Genomic DNA, 20,337 nt, shown 5'->3' with positions numbered 1-20,337 from the left:
TGGGGTATGGGAAACATAAAGAATATAGGGATTTTTGCACATGTAGATGCAGGTAAAACAACAACAACAGAACAAATGTTATTTTTATCTGGTAAAATTAAAAATTTAGGCAGTGTAGATAAAGGGGAAACAGTTACAGATTATAATGAAATAGAAAAGAGAAGAGGCATTACTGTATTTTCACAAGAAGTATCTTTAAAATGGAAAGATACAACTATTAATATAATTGACACTCCCGGACATCTGGATTTTTCTTCTGAAACACAAAGAAGTATTTTGCCTATAGATGGTGCAATTTTAATAATTTCTGCTCTAGAAGGAGTGCAAGGATATACGGAAAAATTATGGAGAGTTCTTAGAAATTATAATATACCTACATTAATTTTTATAAATAAAATAGATAGAGTTGGAGTTGATTTAAATAAAACTTTTAATAATATAGAAAGCTCTTTAACTTCAGATTTTGTTATTCTAGAAAATTTAAATTCTAATAATAAAGAAAGAAATGATCTTATAGAAAAACTTAGTGATAAAAATGACAAAATACTAGAAATGTATCTAGATAATGAATATATAGAAAATGATGTTTTAAAAAATGCAATTACTGAACTTTCACATGAGGGAAAGTTATTTCCTTTAATTATAGGGAGTGCTATAGAAGGAAAAGGAATTAAAAATATATTAGATGCCATTTTAGAATATATTCCATTCTATGAAAGTAAAAGTGAAGAAAAACCTACAATGTTAGTTTATAAGGTAAAGCATGATCCTTCAATTGGAAAACTTACATATGTAAAGGTTCTTAGTGGACAGGTAAAAATAAGAGATGGATTTTTTATAAATGGGGAAGAAGAGAAAATCTCATCTATAAGAAAATATATAGGAGAAAAGTGCTATACTACAGATAAATTAGAATGTGGAGATATTGGAGCAATATGTGGACTTAAGACATCTATGGTGGGGGATATTATAGGTAAAACTACAGAAAAAAATTATTTTAGTAATATAGAAAGTTGTTTAAGAACAAAAGTATTTTTAGAAGATAATGAAAAATATATGGATCTTTTAAAAGCATTAAAGATATTAAATGAAGAAGATCCAAGTTTAAACTTACAAATTAATAATGAAATCAAAGAGGCAACTATTAATATAATGGGTATTGTTCATATGGAAATTATAAAAGAAGTATTTCTAAATAGATTTGGTTTAAATATTAAATTAGAAACTCCAAGAGTGAATTTTTTAGAAACAATTACAGAGTCAAGTAAAGGATTTTGTCATTATGAACCTAAAAAACATTATGCTGAGGTTGAATTAAAGATTTCTCCTAAAAAGTTAGGAGAGGGATTCACATATGTTTCTAATGTAAGTTTAGATATACTTCCTTTGCAATTTCAGAATCTTATAGAAAAAACTATGAATGAAGCCTTAAAACACGGGATTGTGTTAGGAGAAAGAGTTACAGATATAGAGGTTAAATTAATTGGTGGAAAGTATGATTTAGAACATACTCATGGAGGAGACTTTAGAATAGCAACTATAAGAGCTATGCAGAAAGCTTTAGAAGAAAACAATTGTAAACTATTAGAACCGTTATATAAGTTTGATATAGTAGCACCACTAGAATATATGGGAAAAATAATGTCTGATATTTTAAAAATGAAAGGAGAATTTAAAGAACCTAAAATTACTGAGGATAAGGTGAAGATTTATGGAGAAGTACCTATTCAAAATGCTATGAATTATCCTATTGAACTAGCATCTATGACTTCTGGAAAAGCTTCTATAAGTTTAAGTTTTTCAAGATATATTGATTGTCATAATAGTGAGAAAATATTAAAAGATGAAAATAATAAAGTGTATAAGGATACATCAATATATAATTCTATATCATTATTTAGAGAAAATAGAAAGATGAAAAAAGTATACTAATAAGCAAAGGTTAATTGAGCTAAAAATCTCTTTTAATCTTTGTTTTATTTATAAAAAGTAATTTAAAATATAAAACACAAAATACTATAAAAGATATATTGAAAACTAAACAATATAAATATATAATAATAATGAAAGACACCCCCTAGGGGTGGGGAGGTATAATTATGAGTAACATGAATGAGGAAAAGAAAAAAGCCATCCAAAGTTTAAAAACTTCAAAAGGACAAATTGAAGGAATCATAAAGATGATTGAGGAAGGTAGATATTGTATAGATGTTAGTAACCAAATAATAGCGGCTCAATCTTTATTAAAAAAAGCAAATTTACTTATTTTAAAGCAGCATTTAAATCATTGTGTTAAGGAAGCTTTTATGCATGACAATGGGGAAGAAAAAGTAGATGAAATAATCTCTGTTATGAATAAGTTAATTGATAAATAATTTATACAAATAAAGGGGAGGTCAAAATGAAAGAAAAAAATTTCTCTATAGAGGGAATGAGTTGTGCAGCTTGTGCTAAAGCAGTAGAACGAATCTGTAAGAAACAAGATGGTATTAAGGAAGCAAGGGTTAACCTAGCTACAGAAAAGTTAAGTATTGAGTATAATGAACAAGAATTAGATTTTAATAAACTTGAAAAAGCCATAGAAAAAGGTGGTTTTAAATTAATTTATAACTATAAAAATATAATTTTAAATGTGCAAGGAATGAGTTGTGCGGCTTGTGCTAAGTCTATAGAAAAAATTTGTTATAAAATAAATGGAGTAAAAAATGCAAGTGTAAATCTTGCTACGGAAAAGTTAAATTTAGTTTATGATACAGATGAGGTTGAACTTTCCTATATAAAGGAAAAGGTGAATAAGGGTGGATTTCAATTAAGAGATGAACTTTCTAATAATAATATAGAAAAAGCCAGTAAAAGAAATGAAAGTAAAAGTTTAAAGAAAAGATTTATAATGTCTTTAATGTTTACAGTACCATTACTGTTAATTTCTATGGGACATATGGTTTTAGAAATGTTTAATATGCATTTACCTCAGTTTATAGATCCAATAATAAATCCTAAAAATTTTGCTATAGTTCAATTATTGCTTACCATACCTGTATTAATTTTAGGAAGAAAATTTTTTAAGGTTGGAATTAGATTATTATTTAAAGGAAGTCCTAATATGGATTCCTTAATATCTATTGGAACTTTATCATCTTTTATTTACAGTTTGTATTCTGTTTTTAAAATTTTTAATGGTCAAAGTCAGTATGCATTTAATCTTTATTTTGAATCATCAGCTACAATACTTACTTTAATTACATTAGGAAAATATTTAGAATCTATTACAAAGGGTAAAACTTCAGAAGCTATAAAAAAACTTATGAATCTTGCTCCTAAAAAAGCAATTATAGAGAAGGATGGAAAAGAAATTCAAGTTTCAGTTGATGAAGTTAAAGTATCTGATATTATAGTAGTGAAACCAGGAGAAAAACTTCCTGTAGATGGAATGATTATTTCAGGTAGTACATCTGTTGATGAATCAATGCTAACTGGGGAGAGTATTCCAGTGGAAAAATCTGAAAATGATTTAGTTATAGGTGGAAGTATTAATAAAAATGGAAGAATAAAATATAAAGCAACTAAGGTTGGAAAAGATACCGTATTGGCACAAATAATACATTTAGTAGAAGAGGCTCAAGGTTCTAAAGCACCCATTGCTAAGTTAGCTGATATTATTTCAGGATATTTTGTACCTACTGTAATTTTTTTAGCATCTATAGGTGCCATAGGCTGGTATATAGCAGGTAAGGATTTAACTTTTATTTTGACTATATTTATTTCTGTATTAGTAATTGCGTGTCCATGTGCTTTAGGATTGGCAACACCAACTGCAATAATGGTTGGAACAGGTAAAGGTGCGGAAAATGGAATTTTAATTAAAAGTGGAGTTGCATTAGAAAATGCACATAAAATACAAACGGTTGTTTTTGATAAAACAGGAACTATAACGGAAGGAAAGCCAAGAGTAACAGATATTATTACAAAAGGAATTTCAGAAAAAGAACTATTAATTTTAGCGGCAAGTTGTGAAAGAGCTTCGGAACATCCATTGGGAGAGGCTATTTTAAAAAAATCTCAAGAGTGCAAGTTAACTTTAAAAGAAATAGAAAACTTTAAAGCAATACCTGGTCATGGAATAAAAGCACAAATTTTAGGAGACAATATTTTCCTAGGAAATAAAAAATTAATGTATAAGGAAAATATCAATATTGAGAATTTAGAACTAGAATGTAGCGATCTAGCACAACAAGGAAAAACACCTATGTATATTGCTAGAGGTAATAAAGCTCTGGGTATAATTGCAGTACAGGATCCAGTAAAAAATAGTAGTAAGAAAGCTATACAAACTTTAGAAAAAATGGGAATAGAAATTATTATGATTACAGGTGATAATAAAAATACTGCAGATGCAATTGGAAAAGAAGTTGGAATAAGTAAAGTATTATCAGAAGTATTACCAGAAAATAAAGCCGAAGAAATAAAAAAACTTCAATATAATGGTAAAAATGTTGCTATGGTTGGAGATGGAATTAATGATGCACCAGCCTTGGCCAGAGCTAATATAGGAATAGCTATTGGTTCAGGTACTGATATAGCCATAGAATCAGCAGACATAGTGTTGATTAAAAATGATTTAATGGATGTAGCAAATTCTATATATTTAAGTAAAAGAACTATAAGAAATATAAAACAAAATTTATTTTGGGCTTTTGGATATAATAGTTTAGGAATACCTGTAGCTATGGGGATTTTATATATTTTTGGAGGTCCTCTTTTAAATCCTATGATAGGTGCTGCAGCAATGAGTTTTAGTTCGGTTTCTGTTTTGTTAAATGCTTTAAGATTAAAAAAATTTAAACCTTTACATTCATAATAAAGCTAGTGTTAAAGTAATATTCTTTTTAGTATAATATTAAATGTGATATAATGTTATATATCTCAAAATATTGGCACTTAAACTTAAGTATGGAGGTGAAAAGTTAATTGCTTATAAAAAGAATTAATAAACATAAGATCAATAAAAAACTAAAAAATTATAGAATTTTTATAATTACGGGTTTTGTAAGTATAGGGTTATGTTTTAGTACTTTAATAATAGAAAATAAGAACATGAATGTTTTTGCAAATACAAATAGCATACAGTTTAAAGTAAGTGAATTAAATAGAATAAATAAAATTGTTTTAGAAAATAATAAAGGAAATTCTAATGTAAATCCTTTAAAACTTGAAAAATTTAAGAATCTATCTTTAAATAAAAATGATTTTAATAATATAAATAAAATTTCTATGGAACTTTTAAAAGATAGTAATTACACTTTTTTAGTTAATAAAATAGTGAGTTTACCAAAAAAATATGTACCTAAAGATTTGGTTAAGGTAAATATACCTTTTGTTAAGCCAGAAAGTTCTCATGAGAGATTAGCAAGAAAAGAAATGGCAATTAATTTAGAAAAGTTATATAAAGATGCTCTAAAAGATAAAATTTATTTTAAAGGTGTTTCGGGGTTTAGATCTTATGAAACACAAAATATGATTTTTTCATCAAAGGTGCAAAGTGAAGGGGTAAATTCAGCGCTTAAATATTCTGCTAGACCTGGAGAAAGTGAACATCAAACAGGGCTTGCTATGGATTTAAGTTGTGATAAGATAAAAAATGTGTTACTTGATACCTTTGCTGATACAAATGAAGGTAAATGGCTAAAAGATAATTGTTATAAGTATGGATTTATAATTAGATATCCAGAAGGAAAGGAACTTATCACAGGTTATGCATATGAACCATGGCATATAAGATATGTAGGTAAGGATTTAGCACAATATTTAACGAAAAATCACTTAACTTTAGAAGAATTTTATAATAAATAAAATATATTTGTAAATCATGAATTTATGAAAAATAAAAGGAAATAATATATACTAGATTATATAATTTTAAGAGGTGCTTAAAGTTGAAAAAAAATAGTATATATTTTTTCTTATTTATTCTTTTTATTAATATTGTTTTTAGTGGTTGCAATACAAGTAGTTCAAAACATATGTATACAAATAAAAAATTAGGAATTCAATTTAAGGTACCTGAAACATGGGATAAAAACTATAAAAAGGTACATATAAAAGAAAAAGATTCCTATGAGCATATAGTGTTTGAAAGTAGATATAAAGGTCAAAATGTAATACTACTGGAATTATGGGTTCTAGACAAAAATTCATGGATCAAAAATAAAGACTTTAGAAAGTTGAATTATCTGGGAAGTAGGAATGAAAATATATATGCGTATTCTAGACCAGAATTTAAGTCGATAATGGAAAATTTAGGAGGGGACATAGGTATGTTAGAACCTTCTATTGAAAAACGTCTTAAGGATATGTATATATCACCTGAAGAATTAAGGGAAAGATTTATAATAGAATAATATAAAAAAGTGATAATTAAATTTAGTTATCACTTTTTTGTTAGATTAAATAATATAAATTTGATATTTTATAAGTATGATATAATAAAAAGTATAAATTAAAAATATTATAATGTATTAGAGGTGTTAATCTAGCTATGAAATTATTTTTTATGTCAGATATCCATGGTTCAAAATTTTATTTAGATGAGGCATTAAAATGTGTTGAAAAGGAGAAACCACAGTATATAATTATATTAGGAGACGAACTTTATCATGGTCCAAGAAATGATTTACCCAAGGAGTATAATCCTAAAGAAGTAGCAAAAACTTTAAATAAGTTAAAAGATAAGGTTGTTGCTGTAAGAGGAAATTGTGATGGGGAAGTGGATCAAATGCTTATAGAATATCCTATAATGAGCGATTATAATATTATACTTTATAATAATAAAAGACTTTTCCTAACTCATGGACATGTTTTTAATAAAGATAATATGCCCTATCTAAGTGAGGGTGATGTATTTATTTATGGACACACACATATACCAGTTATAGAGAAAAATGATAAAGGAATAACTTTTATTAATCCAGGATCGATTTCTATTCCTAAGGGGGGTTCCTCTAATTCTTACGGAATACTAGAAAACGATATATTTACTATAAAAACTTTAAATGGTGAAGAGGTTTTAAAAGCTAAAATATAAAGTTAATAAATTAGTGACAGAAAATTGTTAAAATTTTTATAAAAACTTGCATAATTTATTTAAATATGGTAACATGATTGTAGAATTTTTAATGAAAATTGATAAATAAATAAAGGGATTTAGGTTCTACTTTGTAGATTAATAGGGAAAGTGGTGTAATTCCACTGCAGCCCCCGCTACTGTAAAAGAGGATGAAACTTATAATAGCCACTGTATAGAAATATATGGGAAGGATAAGGAGTAAAGCGAATCTTAAGTCAGGAGACCTGCCTAAATCACGAATAAGTAACCTTCGGAGGGAAGTGTGATACTTGTTATTGATTGTGAATGTATTTTAGTTCTTGCAAGTGTTATTATAAGTCTTAACCAAGGAAAGGTTAAGGCTTTTTTTATTTTTAAAAATAAATTGAGACAAACTTTAGGGAGGAAAAGTTATGAAACAAAGTAAAAGAATAGGGGTATTTTTGTTTTTCTTAATTACTTTGGTATGTGCACCAGGATATGTTTATGCTATGCACATAGCAGAAGGAATGCTACCAATCAAATGGGCAATAATTTGGTTTTTAGCATCAGCACCATTTTTTATCATAGGACTTATAAATTTAAAGAAAATTTTTAAAGAGCATCCTAATCAAAAAATGCTTATAGCATTAGTAGGTGCATTTGTATTTGTACTTTCAGCTCTTAAAATACCTTCAGTTACAGGAAGTTGTTCACATCCAACAGGAATAGGATTAGGAGCAGCTTTATTTGGACCAACAGTAATGACTGTATTAGGAGTTATAGTACTTTTATTCCAAGCAATTTTATTAGCGCATGGAGGACTTACTACTTTAGGTGCCAATACTTTTTCAATGGCTATAGTAGGTTCATTAGTTGCATATTTTGTATTTAAAATACTTAAAAAATTAAATGTTAAACCAGCAGTTGCAATATTTTTTGCCGCATCTTTAGGGGATTTATTAACTTATGTTGTAACTGCAATTCAACTTGCAATAGCTCATCCAGATCCTGTAGGTGGAATTATGGCATCCTGTACTAAGTTTTTAGGTATATTTGCTGTTACACAAATTCCACTAGCAATTGCAGAGGGAATTTTATCAGCTATAGTGTTTAATCTATTAATAGAGTATAGAAAAGAGGGATCAATTGATGAAATCATCTAAAAAGACTAATATAATATTATTTTTAGTTGCAATTGTCATCATTGTAGCACCATTAATTTTAAAATCAGGTGCTGAATTTGCTGGAGCAGATGATCAAGCAGAAGATGCTATAACTAAGATAAATAAAAACTATAAGCCATGGGCAGAACATATTTGGGAACCACCAAGTGGAGAAGTCGAAAGTTTGTTATTTGCTGTTCAAGCATCTATAGGTACAGCAGTTGTGGCTTATTATTTTGGATATATGAAAGGTAAAAGAAAATCACCGGTACAAGAAAAAATGCAAGGAACTAACAAAAATTCAATAAAAGAATCTTAGTAAAAATAAAAAGCTCAGGAGGTATTTCTCTTGGGCTTTTTATTTTTATTATTTAAAATTTAGGAGGATAATAATGAAAGGGTTAAAGAAAGAAATTAAATTTAAAGAATTTTTTACTAAGGAAAGAACTTATAGATTATTTATGATTATCTTGGGAACATTTATTTATTCACTTTCGGTTAACTTATTTATTACACCACATAAATTAATAGCCGGCGGGGTAACAGGAGTAGCTATTATAATTCAATATTTAACCTATATTCCCTCAGGTATATTTGTGTTTTTATTAAATATTCCTTTGTTTATAATGGGAATTAAATTTTTGGATAAGGAATTTGGAATATGTAGTTTTATTGGAATGATGTCTATGTCTTTATTTCTAGTTATAACAAAAGATTTTACTAAAGCATATCACATGAATGATATCCTTCTATCTAGTATTTGTGGAGGAGTAATAGGTGGATTGGGAATGGGAATAGTATTTAGATGTAGGGGATCAGAAGGTGGAACGGATATTATATCTGTTATAGTTAAAAAGAAATATGGGGTTACCATAGGTACTATTAGTTTTATTATAAATATATGTATTGTAATTTTAGGAGCAGTAGTGGGAGGTAGTATAGAAATTGCAATATATACTATAATATCTATGTACATGAAATCTGCCTTTATGGATAAAGTTATAGAAGGATTAGATAGAAAAAAAATGCTTTTTGTAATAACTAAAAAACCAGAAGAGGTCAAGGAAGTAATACTAAATAAGTTAGGTAGGGGAGTAACTTTTTTAAATGGACAAGGTGCTTATACTGGAGAAGATAAAAAAATTATTTACTCTGTTATGTCATCAAAACAATTGGCAAAAGGAAAAGAATTAATAAATAAAATAGATCCTACAGCAGTAATAACTATAATGGAGGTTGCAGAAGTTCAAGGAAAAGGATTTAAATCTGTATCTTTTTAAAAAGATTTGAATATTATAAATGGAAGAGTATTTTTTAGGAGAAATAAATTTGAAAATAATAGCTAAAAATTATGATTTTACTAAAGTTAAAGGTCTATCAATGAAGCAATTAACACAGCATTATAAACTTTATGAAGGATATGTAAGCAAAACAAATGAAATTTATAATATAATAAACAATACTCCAAAGTTTATGGAAGGAAATCAAACTTATAGTAAATTAAGAGCTTTATTAAAAGGTCAAAGTTTTGCATTAGATGGGGTAAAGTTGCATCAATTATATTTTCAAAATATATGTTTAAATAATAGTGAGTATAACGTACCAAGTATGCCATATGAAATACTTGAAAGATTAGAAAAGGATTTTCAAGGCTGTGAAAGATTCGTAGACTTATTTACTAAGTCAGCATTATCTGTTAGGGGATGGGTGGTTGTTGCTTTAGAACCTATTGATAATAAATTACACATATATGGTTGTGATGCACATGATGAAGGAGGTATTTGGAATTCAATTCCTATACTAGTTTTAGATGTTTATGAGCATGCATATATGATAGACTTTGGAATTGATAGAAAGGCATATATAGATACATTTTTAAAGACGATAAATTGGGATGTAGTAAAACGAAGATTATTAAAAGCAGAGCAATTATTAAAAATCACATAATTATGTATCATTTTAGGAATAAAATCATAAATTAATAATGTGATTATTTATGGAGGTTTTATAATGATAAATGAGTTAGAAAAATATCCAAGCTTACTGTTAGATGATGAGGAATATGCTATGATTCCAATGAAGTCTGGAATTAGTTTAGAAGAAGAAATAGAGAAAAACTATACAAGAGATTCAAATGAAACATATTTATATGATGAAAATGATTATAGAGGTGAAAGATCTGAAATTAAGGATGAATTTGATGAATTCGATGAATTTAATGAATTAGAGGATTTATCTTATATGGATGAGGATTTAAAAAGGGATAATAGAACATTTAAACCTGTATTTGGAGTACCTCTATTTATAGAAGAAAGATATATGGATGACGAGGAAGAAAATGAAGATTTATTAAGAGGACATAAACATCATTGTCATTGTAACTGTGATGTAAATAGAATTTATATGAAAATAAGAAAGTGTAATCCAGAAATTTTTGATGCATTGAGAAGATATTGTATTCCAGCAGAACAATGTAAAAGAATAATTATGCGTATTATAAAATTAACACTAAAATATTCAAATAGATAATATATAAATTAAAAAGACTTGTAATAGCTAATTGCAAGTCTTTTCCTTTTATACTAAAAAATATTATAGCTTAAAACTATTTTATAAATAAATTAAGAGGAAAAATAGTAAAAATGTAGAATTTTTATTATTGTAAGGTGGTGAGCATATGTTAAATCTTAATTTAGTTGTAGAAGATATAGAAGTTAAAGATGTAAATAAGAATGATGTAATAAAAATTTATAATTCTATAACAAAAGAAAAGTTTTTTGTTGGAAATAAAGAATATATGAATATAGAAGAGGTTTATGACAGGTTCTTAGAATACTACTTAACAGAAGGGGAATTCTTTGCTAAGTTTGAATGTGAACATAAATTTATAGGTTTTTTAAGAGGACGTGTAGAATTTAAAAAAAGTAACAAAGTATGGATAAATTGTATCCATATAAATAAAGAATATAGAAATAAAGGAATAGGAAGTAAATTAATTATTAAAATTATTGAATTTCTAAAAAAAACATATGATATTAAAGTGTTTTATACTGGCATATTAAATGAGGAAAAAGATAATCTAAGATTTTGGAAGAAAAATGGATTCTGTATTGAAAGAATATCTAAAGAGTTTTTCGATATAAATGAAAAGAAAAAAGATATGCTCATATTAGTGAAACAATAAGTTCATATACTGATATTATTAAGACAATAAGATATTATATTCATATTAATTAGAAAATAATATTTGCACTCATATTGATAAAAAATAAAATTAAAGTTATATTTAGAATTAAATCCCATATAATATAAATATAGAAATAAACAGGGGGGATAAAAATGAAGTATACTAAATATAATATAAGAGGGATTCAAAAAAGAAAGAAAAGTTCACAAAATTCTATTATTATAATATTAACTTTTATAGTATGTATAGGATTAAGTGCAATATTACTTTCAAAATATTTTTTTAAAACCGATATTGGAAAAAAGCTACCCAATATTAGTAATGGAATAAATAAAATTAATAATTCAGATAATGACAATGAAAAAAAAATACATAAAAATGATAAAGATCATAAGAATGTTAAAGAAAGTTCAAAAGGATATATGGAGTTTTATGGGGTACAATGTGGAGTATTTAAAAGTGAAGAAAATGCTAAAAAGGTTTTAGAAAGTATAAAAAACATAGTATACCCTACTGTGATACATGATGGAGAATTTTATAAAATTATTGGAGGAGTTTTTTTAGAAAATAATGTAGATACAGTTATACAAAAACTTAATAGTTTGGGGATTGAATATAATAAGGCTAAATTTGAAGTTAATATGCAAGATGAAGGTACAGCACAAATAGGTAAAATTATAGATGGAACATTAAAGATTTTAAACAAATTTAATGATCCTAATATAAAATCTATAAATACAGGTCAATTAAAAAAATGGACATCACAATTAAGCTCTAATAGAAAAATAGAAAATGATCCTAATTATCTTAAGTTAAATGAATTAAAAAAATATATACAAAAACTACCTAAGGAAATTAATAGAAAAAGCTTAAGTGAAAATTATAATTATATATATGTTTTTTTAAAAAATTTAAATTAATACTTAATTATAAAATATATTTAAAGAACAAAAAGATCTTGCATAATGCAAGATCTTTTTGTTAAATTCATTGAAGTTTTTTAAATAAATAGATAATCTTACGAAAAGATTACAATTTTAAAAAATTTATAAAATGGACTTTAATATACTTGTGTATAAATTTATTAAATGATAAACTATATAAGATATAATAAGTATACTAAAGTAAAATGAAATATGTATACTTATTTAAAAATTTAGAGGTTATTAGAACAATAAAAAGCTAATAATTCTAATAGGAGAGTGATAAAGTGGAAGTTATACTTGCATCAGGTTCTCCACGAAGACAGGAATTATTAAAAGTTATATTTAATGATTTTAAGGTTATGAAGAGTAATTTTAATGAAAAAAGTATAGAATTTAAAGGAGACCCTTCTTTATATGTAAAACAAATTTCAAGAGGAAAAGCTTTAGATGTCTATAATTCATTAAATGATAGAGAGGGAAAATTAATTATAGCTTGTGATACACTGGTATTCTTAAATGGGGAAGTACTTGGAAAACCTAAAAATGAAATAGATGCTTTTAACATGATAAAAGCCTTAAGTGGTAATGCACATAAGGTTTATTCTGGTTTTATTATATATAATACAACTACTAATGAAATTATAGAAGAAAGTTGTTGCACAGAGGTTAGATTTATAGAAATTAGTGATGAAGAAATAAATAATTACATAAAAAAGGGAGATTGTTTTGATAAAGCAGGAGCCTATGGAATACAAGGAGAAGCATCAATTTTTGTTGAAAAAATTAACGGATGTTATTTTAATGTAGTAGGTCTTCCTTTAAATAAATTGTATAAAACATTAAGGGGAATGAGGGTAATTTAATAATAGAAAGGTTGGTTTTCTAAGAATGGAGGAAAACATAATTATTAAAGAATTACCTGTTAACGAAAGACCAAGAGAGAGACTTTTAAGGTATGGACCTGAATATTTATCTAATACAGAGTTAATTGCTATAATTTTAAGAACAGGACATAAAAAAGAAAATATACTTAATTTAAGTTCTAGGATTATAAAGGAAGCTGGAGGATTTAATAAGCTTTTATCATGTACTAAAGAAGATTTTTTAAAACTTAAAGGAATAGGTGAGGCTAAAGCAGCACAATTGATTGCCTTGGGAGAAATATCTAAAAGATTTAAAAGTTATAAGGCAGGAGAAGAATATAAAATTTCATCTCCTAAAGATGCTGCATTTTATGTTATGGAGGAAATGAGATGCTTAGAGCAAGAGATTTTAAAGGTGGTAATGCTTAATGTTAAAAATAAGGTCATCTTTGAAAAAAATGTTTCTATAGGATCTATTAATTCATCTATAGTACATCCAAGAGAAATATTTAAAGAAGCTATTTTAAAAAATTCTGCTTCTATTATAATTTTTCATAATCATCCTTCAGGAGATCCATGGCCAAGTAAAGAGGATATTAATGTTACTATAAGAATTAAAGAAAGTGGAAAAATTTTAGGAATACAATTACTAGATCATATTATAATTGGAAATAGAAAATTTATAAGTTTAAAAGAACATAACTTATTGTAAAACGAAAGGAGAAATGACAAATGGGATTATTTGGGATTTCAAAAGATATGGGAATAGATTTAGGAACAGCTAACACGTTAATATATGTTAAGGGAAAAGGTATAGTATTAAGGGAACCTTCAGTTGTTGCTATTAATTTAGATACAAACAAGGTTTTAGCTGTAGGAAATGAAGCAAAGGAAATGATAGGTAGAACACCAGGAAATATAGTAGCTATAAGACCTATGAAAGATGGCGTTATAGCAGATTTTGACGTTACTGAAAAAATGCTTAATTACTTTATAAAAAAACTATGTCCAAAATCAGCTTTTGCTAGTCCAAGGATAGTAGTTTGCTATCCATCAGGAGTTACAGAAGTTGAAAGAAAGGCTATTAAAGGTGCTACTGCTAATGCAGGAGCTAGAGAAGTATATCTTTTAGAGGAACCTAAAGCAGCTGCAATAGGAGCAGGACTTCCAGTAAATGAACCAACAGGAAGCATGATTGTTGATATTGGTGGAGGAACTACGGAAGTAGCAGTTTTATCTTTAGGTGGTATTGTTACAAGCCAATCTTTAAGAGTGGCAGGAGATGAAATTGATAAATCTATAATTGTTTATATAAGAAAAGCCTTTAATTTAGCAATTGGGGAAAGAACAGCAGAGCATATAAAAATTAATTTAGGATGTGTGTATAAAGAAGAAGGCGATAATGAAGTAAATAAAATGTTTGTTAAAGGAAGAGATTTAATTACAGGACTTCCTAAAAATATCGAAGTTTCAGAAGATGATATAAGAGAAGCTCTAAATGAACCAATAGCAGCGATATTAGATGCCATAAAAATAACTTTAGAAAAAACTCCACCAGAACTAGCTTCAGATGTTATGGATAAAGGTATTACTTTAACTGGTGGCGGAGCAATGATTAAAGGATTAGATAAATTAATACACCATGAAACACATATGCCTGTAAATATAGCTGAATCTCCATTAGATTGTGTAGTTATTGGAGCAGGTAAGGCATTAGACAATATAGGACTTTTGGAAAAGAGAAGAAAATAGGAAATGAAATTTTGGAAAAAGAATAAGTTAATTATTATAATAATATGCTTGTGTATAGGTTTTTTTGCTTTAATAGGATACACAAGCAAAAGAAGTAATATTAATTTTGCTGGAAATGGTGTAGGTGTAATTTTAAATCCAATTCAAGAATTATTTTATAAGGTTAATTCTAAGATAAAAAATACTGTAAGTTTTGCATTTAACTTTAGTAAAGTAAAAGATCAAAATGAAGAGTTAAAAAAAGAAAATGCTAAATTAAAAAATTCAATTATTGACTACGAAAACATAAAAAAAGAAAATAAGCGTTTAAGAAAAATGGTAAATTATGAAAATGAAAATGATAAATACAAATATATAGGATGTAGCGTACTTGGAATTGCAGGAAATAGTTATTTAGATGGATATATAATAAATAAAGGAACAAATGATGGAATATCAAAAAGAATGGTAGCAATTACCAGTGAAGGGCTAGTGGGGCAAGTTACATCTGTAGGTAGTAATTGGTCTATTATTCAAACACTAGGAAATGAAAATATCTCAGTAGCTGGATTCAATCAACGTTCTCAAGAAGCTAATGGTATAGTAAAAGGCTATAAAGATGATAGTAATAATGTTTTAGCTAAAATGGAGACTTCGAACTTAGAGGCAGACATAAAAGAGGGAGATACTATATTAACTTCTGGATTAGGACAAATATATCCCAAAGGAATTTTAATCGGAAAAATAACAAAAATAATCGAAGATAAGGGTCAATTTGTTAAATATGGAATAATAAAACCTGCCATTAATATGAGTAAATTAGAGGAAGTATTTATTGTAGTTCCTAAGGACAAGAGACAGGTTAAATATTAAAAGGTGATAAAGATATGAAAAAATTTTTTACAGTGTCAGGGATTATGATTTTACTTTTAATATTAGATTGTAGTGTTATGCCATTTATAAGTATAAATGGCTATTATCCTAGTCTTTTATTGATTTTTTCTATATATTTTTCTCTTATAAGTGGCACAGAAGAAGCTATTATTATAGGAGCAATGTCTGGCATTATGCAAGATGTGTATTTTACAGGAGTATTAGGAGTCAATGGATTTTCAAATTTAATAGTATGTCTTCTTGCAGCACAAATTGGTAAGGCTATTTTTAAAGAAAAATATCTTATTCCAATTGTATGTAATTTTATACTTAGTTTACTTAAAGGATTGATAATTTTTGGAATAGCGTTTTTTATTAAAGAAAGTATTACCCTTAACTCTGTGGTATTTATAAGTCTATATAACTTTGTTATTGGTTTATTTATGTATAAGTTTATTTACAAATTAAGTGAAAAAACTTTTATGAAAAATTATTGGAAGTATTAAGGGTGATAATATGAAAAAGAAAAAAAAAGCTTTTAATAGATTTTATGGATTTACAATTTGTTTAATCTTTATTTATACAGCTATAGTTTCAAGACTTTTCTATTTACAGGTTATTAAAGGAGATTATTTTAGCGAAAAGGCTAATTCAAATACTCATAAAATGATATTAAAGTCTGCTCCACGAGGGGAGATAACTGATAAAAATGGTAAAATTTTAGCAACTAGTAGACAAAGTTTTATGCTTATTTTTACAGAGACAGAGGAAAGTAAAAAAGAATTTTACAATACCATGGAAAAGGTATTTAATATTTTAAAAGAAAATAAATCTACTATAGAGGATGATTTTCCTTTAAAAATTGAACCTTTTAGATTTGAATTTAATGTATCAGCGGAAAGTGCTAAAAGGTGGAATGAAAATAGATTTAAAAAAGACAGAGGAATAGATGAATTTATTTTAAAAACTGAGTTTCCAGGAAAGAAAAAGGAAGATTTAACTAAGGAACAGAATAATCTAATAGATAAAAAAATAAATTCTATATCAGCAGAGGAAGTTTTTGATAATTTAATTACAGATAAATCATATAAAATATATGATCTTGCAAAGGAAAATTATATAAAAGAACAATGGAAATCTGTAACAGATAAAGATTCAATTGATGAGGAAAAGTGGACTAAGGAAATAAGTAATAAGTGGGACGGATTAGAAAAATCATATAAAGTTCAATATTTGCATTCTAAATACAATTTAAAGACCATAAGAGATTATATGGTTATAAAAGATAAGATTAAGATGCAAAGTTTTTCAGGATATAAACCAGTAGTAATTGCCAATGATTTATCAGAAGAACTTGCATATATATTTGAACAGTTACAATCCGATCTTCCAGGTATATCTATTATAAAACAACCTATAAGAGAATATCCAAATGGTGATTTAGGCTCTTCTATACTAGGATATATTAGAAAAATTAATTCTAATGAACAATCAAAATATGAAGAAAAAGGATACGACGTTAGTTCGGATTATATAGGGGCTGCAGGTATTGAGGAAAAGTATGAAGATATCTTAAAAGGTACTAAAGGTCAAGAAAGTATAGAAACTAATAAATATGGCAGAAAAGTTAAAACATTAGGTGAACAAACTCCTTATCCAGGAAATAATATAGAGCTTACTATAGATAAAGATATTCAAAAAATAGCTGAAAAAGCTTTAGATGATAAATTAGCTTTCCTTAGAAAATTAAAAGATAGAAAGCCGTCTGGCGAAAAAGATGATGCTAATAAAGTAAATGCCACTAGGGGAGCAGCAGTTGTACTAAATGTAAAAACATCAGCTGTTTTAGCATTGGTAAGTAGGCCAGGATATGATCCTAATTTATTTACAACACCAGGAAAGTTATCTCCAGAAGAATATAAAAAATATTTTAATCCCGATTTGAAAAAATTTGGAGAAGAATATATTAAAAGAAGTGAACTTCTAGGATTAAAAGAATTTAATGGAGAAGATATTTCAAAACTAAGTGATAGTAAAAAAATGGATTACTTATTGAATAAATTATTTCCTTTGTCCAAAGGAATTGAAGGGAATACAACTTTAAGAGAGGATAATTATGATTTGTATCCTAAACCATTTTATAATTATGCTACAAAGTCTTTAATACCACCAGGATCAATATTTAAGCCTGTAACTTCTGTAGCTGGTCTTGAAGAAAAAGTTATTACTGCAGATACTAGAATATATGATGCAGGTCCTTATAATAAAAGATATAAACAATTTAGAGGTGCCAGTTGGAAATATAACTTGTATAAATCAAGTCATGGTAATCAAAATCTAAAGGAAGCTCTTAGAGATTCTAATAACTATTATATGTTTGATATTGCAGACAGACTTTTTGCAAAAGGTGGAGTAGAAACTAAGGAAGGGCTTAATATGATTGCAAAATATGCATGGCAATTAGGATTAGGTGCCGATCCAGAGAATAGTCCTAATTATTCCACTGGCATAGAGTTAGATGAAAACTTTGGGCAGGTATATAATTATGAAACAGGTAAAAGAACTTTAACAGTAGTTTATACCCAAAAACTATATGATTATCTTCAAAATGGTACGGCATCTATATGGGGTATAAAATATAAAGGTATAGATATTGTACCAAGGGATAAAGAAGATTCCAAAGTTAATGAAACAAAGAAAAAATTAACTGAAGAAATAAAAAAAGAAATGTCATCTAAAAATAAAGGACTTATAGGATCGAATATTAAGAAACTTTTAAGTCAATTAATTAATATTTCTCCAGAATTAAAAAAGAAGTCATATACATCGAAAGATTTAGATAGTATGATTGAAGCAATTCAGGCTTCTGTAAATGATGCTAGAGGAGAAATAAAAAGTGGTACAAATGCATATAATGCTTCTATAGGTCAAGGATTAAATCAGTTTACACCATTACAAATAGCTAACTATGTAGCTACTTTAGTTAATGGAGGCAATAGAAATAAGGTACACATGATAAATAAAATTACTGATCCTGAAGGAAAGGTTATTAAGGATTATTCTAAAGAGCCTCAAGTGTTAGGAAAAACTACTATAAGTAAGGCTACGGTGGATAGTGTAAAATTAGGTATGAAGGAAGTTAGTGAAGGTGGTACGGCTTCATCAGTATTTAAGGATTTCCCAATTACTAATGGAGGTAAAACTGGTTCAGCAACATTCAGTAATACTCAAGATGAAATAGGAAGGACATCATATGGTAATTTCGTTGGATTTGCACCCTATGATGACCCTGAAATAGCGGTTGTTGTTATGTTGTTTGATGGTGGACACGGTTCATATGCTGCGGATGTTGTTAAAGCTATATATGAGCAATATTTTAAAGAACAGTTATTAAAGCAAAATTCAAATTATAAATTTAAATATCCTGATATAACTGTTCCTGAGAAGATAAAAAAAGAAAAAGAGGAAAAAGATAAAAAAGCGGCCGATAAAAGCAAAGAAATATCTGGAAAATATAATAAAGATAATACGAATAAAAAACAAAATACATCATTAAAGGAAACGGACATAAGCAATTCAAAATCAAAGACCACTAATGTAAGTACAGAAAAGGAAAAAAATGTTGATAGGTCGAAAAATAAAAATAAGGTAACTAATGGGGATGAAAAATCCAAGAGTACTGGTTAATTCAAATTTTTGAACCCGTGATTGTATAATCTCGGGTTTTTTTATGTAATTTTTTAAGGTATAATATAAAATTAATAATATTTTTGTTTATATTATTATAAATTTTATTTTATAAATTAGAAGGAATTTGAAATATTGTGTTGAAATATAAATTTAGGTACTTATTTTGGAGGGCTTTTATGGTTAAAAGTAACATTGTTTTAAAAGGCAATCGAGAAGGTTTAAGTGTTATTATAAATATGAATGCTTTTAATGATTTTGAGGAAATGACAGAATCTCTTTTAAAAAAATTATCTAAGGGAAAGAAATTTTATAAAGGAAGTACCGTAAAGATAGTAACAGATTTAAGATACATAGATAATAAAAATATCAGGAAATTAAAAGATATTCTGTTTGAAGAGTTTTTAATAAAAGATTGTATTTTTGAAGATGCAGAAGAAGATAAAGATGAAATCTTTAATGGAGTAGTTGAAGGAAGAACTAAGTTTCTTAAAAAAACAATTAGAAGTGGTCAGATTATAAATTATCAAGGAAATTTAGTTGTTGTTGGAGATATTCATCCAGGTGCAGAAATATATGCTGCCGGAAATATAATTGTTTTAGGTACATTAAAAGGAATGGTTCATGCAGGGTTTACAGGGAATGATAAAGCATTTATTGCAGCTTTAAGATTACAACCTCAGATTCTTCAAATTGCAAATATTGTAACTAGAGCTCCGGAAGATGATGAAAAACCATCATATCCTGAAATTGCTAAAGTGAAGAATAATAACATAATTGTAGAACCCTATTTACCTAATAAATATTTGTAATATATGGAGGG

The 20,337-nt window shown here is 27.1% G+C and carries 21 protein-coding genes and 1 riboswitch; all 21 genes read left to right on the top strand.

Going from position 1 to position 20,337, the window contains the following annotated elements; translation table 11 throughout:
- The first annotated feature begins 6 nt into the window (after positions 1 to 6).
- The gene (locus QOZ93_RS06340; protein WP_307355555.1) at positions 7 to 1,932 is read left to right on the top strand and encodes a GTP-binding protein; all 1,926 of its coding nucleotides are present in this window, start codon (positions 7 to 9) and stop codon (positions 1,930 to 1,932) included.
- Positions 1,933 to 2,108: 176 nt separating this feature from the next.
- Positions 2,109 to 2,375 (top strand): metal-sensing transcriptional repressor, encoded by a 267-nt coding sequence (locus QOZ93_RS06335; RefSeq protein WP_307355608.1) that lies wholly within the window; start codon positions 2,109 to 2,111, stop codon positions 2,373 to 2,375.
- 26 nt (positions 2,376 to 2,401) lie between these two features.
- Positions 2,402 to 4,858: a heavy metal translocating P-type ATPase gene (locus tag QOZ93_RS06330; RefSeq protein ID WP_307355554.1), complete on the top strand. Its 2,457-nt coding sequence runs from the start codon at positions 2,402 to 2,404 to the stop codon at positions 4,856 to 4,858.
- A 110-nt stretch (positions 4,859 to 4,968) separates the two neighbouring features.
- On the top strand, positions 4,969 to 5,850 hold the full coding sequence (locus QOZ93_RS06325) for a M15 family metallopeptidase (protein WP_307355553.1): 882 nt from the start codon (positions 4,969 to 4,971) through the stop codon (positions 5,848 to 5,850).
- A 170-nt stretch (positions 5,851 to 6,020) separates the two neighbouring features.
- Entirely contained in the window at positions 6,021 to 6,398 is a 378-nt protein-coding gene (locus QOZ93_RS06320; protein ID WP_307355552.1) for a hypothetical protein, read from the top strand.
- Positions 6,399 to 6,535: 137 nt separating this feature from the next.
- Positions 6,536 to 7,081, top strand: coding sequence for a phosphodiesterase (gene yfcE / locus QOZ93_RS06315; protein WP_307355551.1), 546 nt, complete (start codon positions 6,536 to 6,538; stop codon positions 7,079 to 7,081).
- Positions 7,082 to 7,185: 104 nt separating this feature from the next.
- Positions 7,186 to 7,369, top strand: a riboswitch (cobalamin riboswitch).
- A 16-nt stretch (positions 7,370 to 7,385) separates the two neighbouring features.
- Positions 7,386 to 7,529: a hypothetical protein gene (locus QOZ93_RS06310; protein ID WP_307355550.1), complete on the top strand. Its 144-nt coding sequence runs from the start codon at positions 7,386 to 7,388 to the stop codon at positions 7,527 to 7,529.
- A complete protein-coding gene (locus tag QOZ93_RS06305; RefSeq protein WP_307355549.1) occupies positions 7,516 to 8,247 on the top strand; it encodes an energy-coupling factor ABC transporter permease in 732 nt (243 codons plus the stop codon). Before QOZ93_RS06310 ends, QOZ93_RS06305 begins: the two co-directional genes overlap by 14 nt.
- Positions 8,234 to 8,566 (top strand): energy-coupling factor ABC transporter substrate-binding protein, encoded by a 333-nt coding sequence (locus tag QOZ93_RS06300; protein ID WP_307355548.1) that lies wholly within the window; start codon positions 8,234 to 8,236, stop codon positions 8,564 to 8,566. Before QOZ93_RS06305 ends, QOZ93_RS06300 begins: the two co-directional genes overlap by 14 nt.
- Before the next feature lie 73 nt (positions 8,567 to 8,639).
- Complete coding sequence (locus QOZ93_RS06295) at positions 8,640 to 9,527, top strand: YitT family protein (RefSeq protein WP_307355547.1); 888 nt, start codon at positions 8,640 to 8,642, stop codon at positions 9,525 to 9,527.
- A gap of 49 nt (positions 9,528 to 9,576) precedes the next feature.
- A complete protein-coding gene (locus tag QOZ93_RS06290) occupies positions 9,577 to 10,194 on the top strand; it encodes a superoxide dismutase (RefSeq protein ID WP_307355546.1) in 618 nt (205 codons plus the stop codon).
- A 63-nt stretch (positions 10,195 to 10,257) separates the two neighbouring features.
- A complete protein-coding gene (locus tag QOZ93_RS06285) occupies positions 10,258 to 10,776 on the top strand; it encodes a hypothetical protein (RefSeq protein WP_307355545.1) in 519 nt (172 codons plus the stop codon).
- A 148-nt stretch (positions 10,777 to 10,924) separates the two neighbouring features.
- Positions 10,925 to 11,431 carry a GNAT family N-acetyltransferase gene (locus QOZ93_RS06280; protein WP_111943016.1) on the top strand — a complete coding sequence of 169 codons (507 nt, stop codon included), beginning with the start codon at positions 10,925 to 10,927 and terminating at the stop codon, positions 11,429 to 11,431.
- 155 nt (positions 11,432 to 11,586) lie between these two features.
- Positions 11,587 to 12,354 (top strand): SPOR domain-containing protein, encoded by a 768-nt coding sequence (locus tag QOZ93_RS06275; RefSeq protein ID WP_307355544.1) that lies wholly within the window; start codon positions 11,587 to 11,589, stop codon positions 12,352 to 12,354.
- Between the two features lie 290 nt (positions 12,355 to 12,644).
- Positions 12,645 to 13,223, top strand: coding sequence for a Maf-like protein (locus QOZ93_RS06270; RefSeq protein ID WP_307355543.1), 579 nt, complete (start codon positions 12,645 to 12,647; stop codon positions 13,221 to 13,223).
- Between the two features lie 25 nt (positions 13,224 to 13,248).
- Positions 13,249 to 13,935 carry a RadC family protein gene (gene radC / locus QOZ93_RS06265; RefSeq protein ID WP_307355542.1) on the top strand — a complete coding sequence of 229 codons (687 nt, stop codon included), beginning with the start codon at positions 13,249 to 13,251 and terminating at the stop codon, positions 13,933 to 13,935.
- 20 nt (positions 13,936 to 13,955) lie between these two features.
- The gene (locus tag QOZ93_RS06260; RefSeq protein WP_111943008.1) at positions 13,956 to 14,975 is read left to right on the top strand and encodes a rod shape-determining protein; all 1,020 of its coding nucleotides are present in this window, start codon (positions 13,956 to 13,958) and stop codon (positions 14,973 to 14,975) included.
- A 3-nt stretch (positions 14,976 to 14,978) separates the two neighbouring features.
- Positions 14,979 to 15,827, top strand: a complete 849-nt coding sequence (gene mreC / locus QOZ93_RS06255) for a rod shape-determining protein MreC (protein WP_307355541.1) — start codon at positions 14,979 to 14,981, stop codon at positions 15,825 to 15,827.
- A 14-nt stretch (positions 15,828 to 15,841) separates the two neighbouring features.
- Entirely contained in the window at positions 15,842 to 16,333 is a 492-nt protein-coding gene (gene mreD / locus QOZ93_RS06250) for a rod shape-determining protein MreD (protein ID WP_307355540.1), read from the top strand.
- 10 nt (positions 16,334 to 16,343) lie between these two features.
- Positions 16,344 to 19,514, top strand: a complete 3,171-nt coding sequence (locus tag QOZ93_RS06245) for a penicillin-binding transpeptidase domain-containing protein (protein ID WP_307355539.1) — start codon at positions 16,344 to 16,346, stop codon at positions 19,512 to 19,514.
- A gap of 179 nt (positions 19,515 to 19,693) precedes the next feature.
- Positions 19,694 to 20,326, top strand: coding sequence for a septum site-determining protein MinC (gene minC, locus QOZ93_RS06240; RefSeq protein WP_111943000.1), 633 nt, complete (start codon positions 19,694 to 19,696; stop codon positions 20,324 to 20,326).
- Positions 20,327 to 20,337: the final 11 nt, after the last annotated feature.

Origin of the sequence: Hathewaya limosa (assembly GCF_030815255.1) — a bacterium.
Lineage (GTDB): Bacteria > Bacillota > Clostridia > Clostridiales > Clostridiaceae > Hathewaya > Hathewaya limosa.
This window is presented reverse-complemented; position numbering and strand designations above follow the sequence as displayed.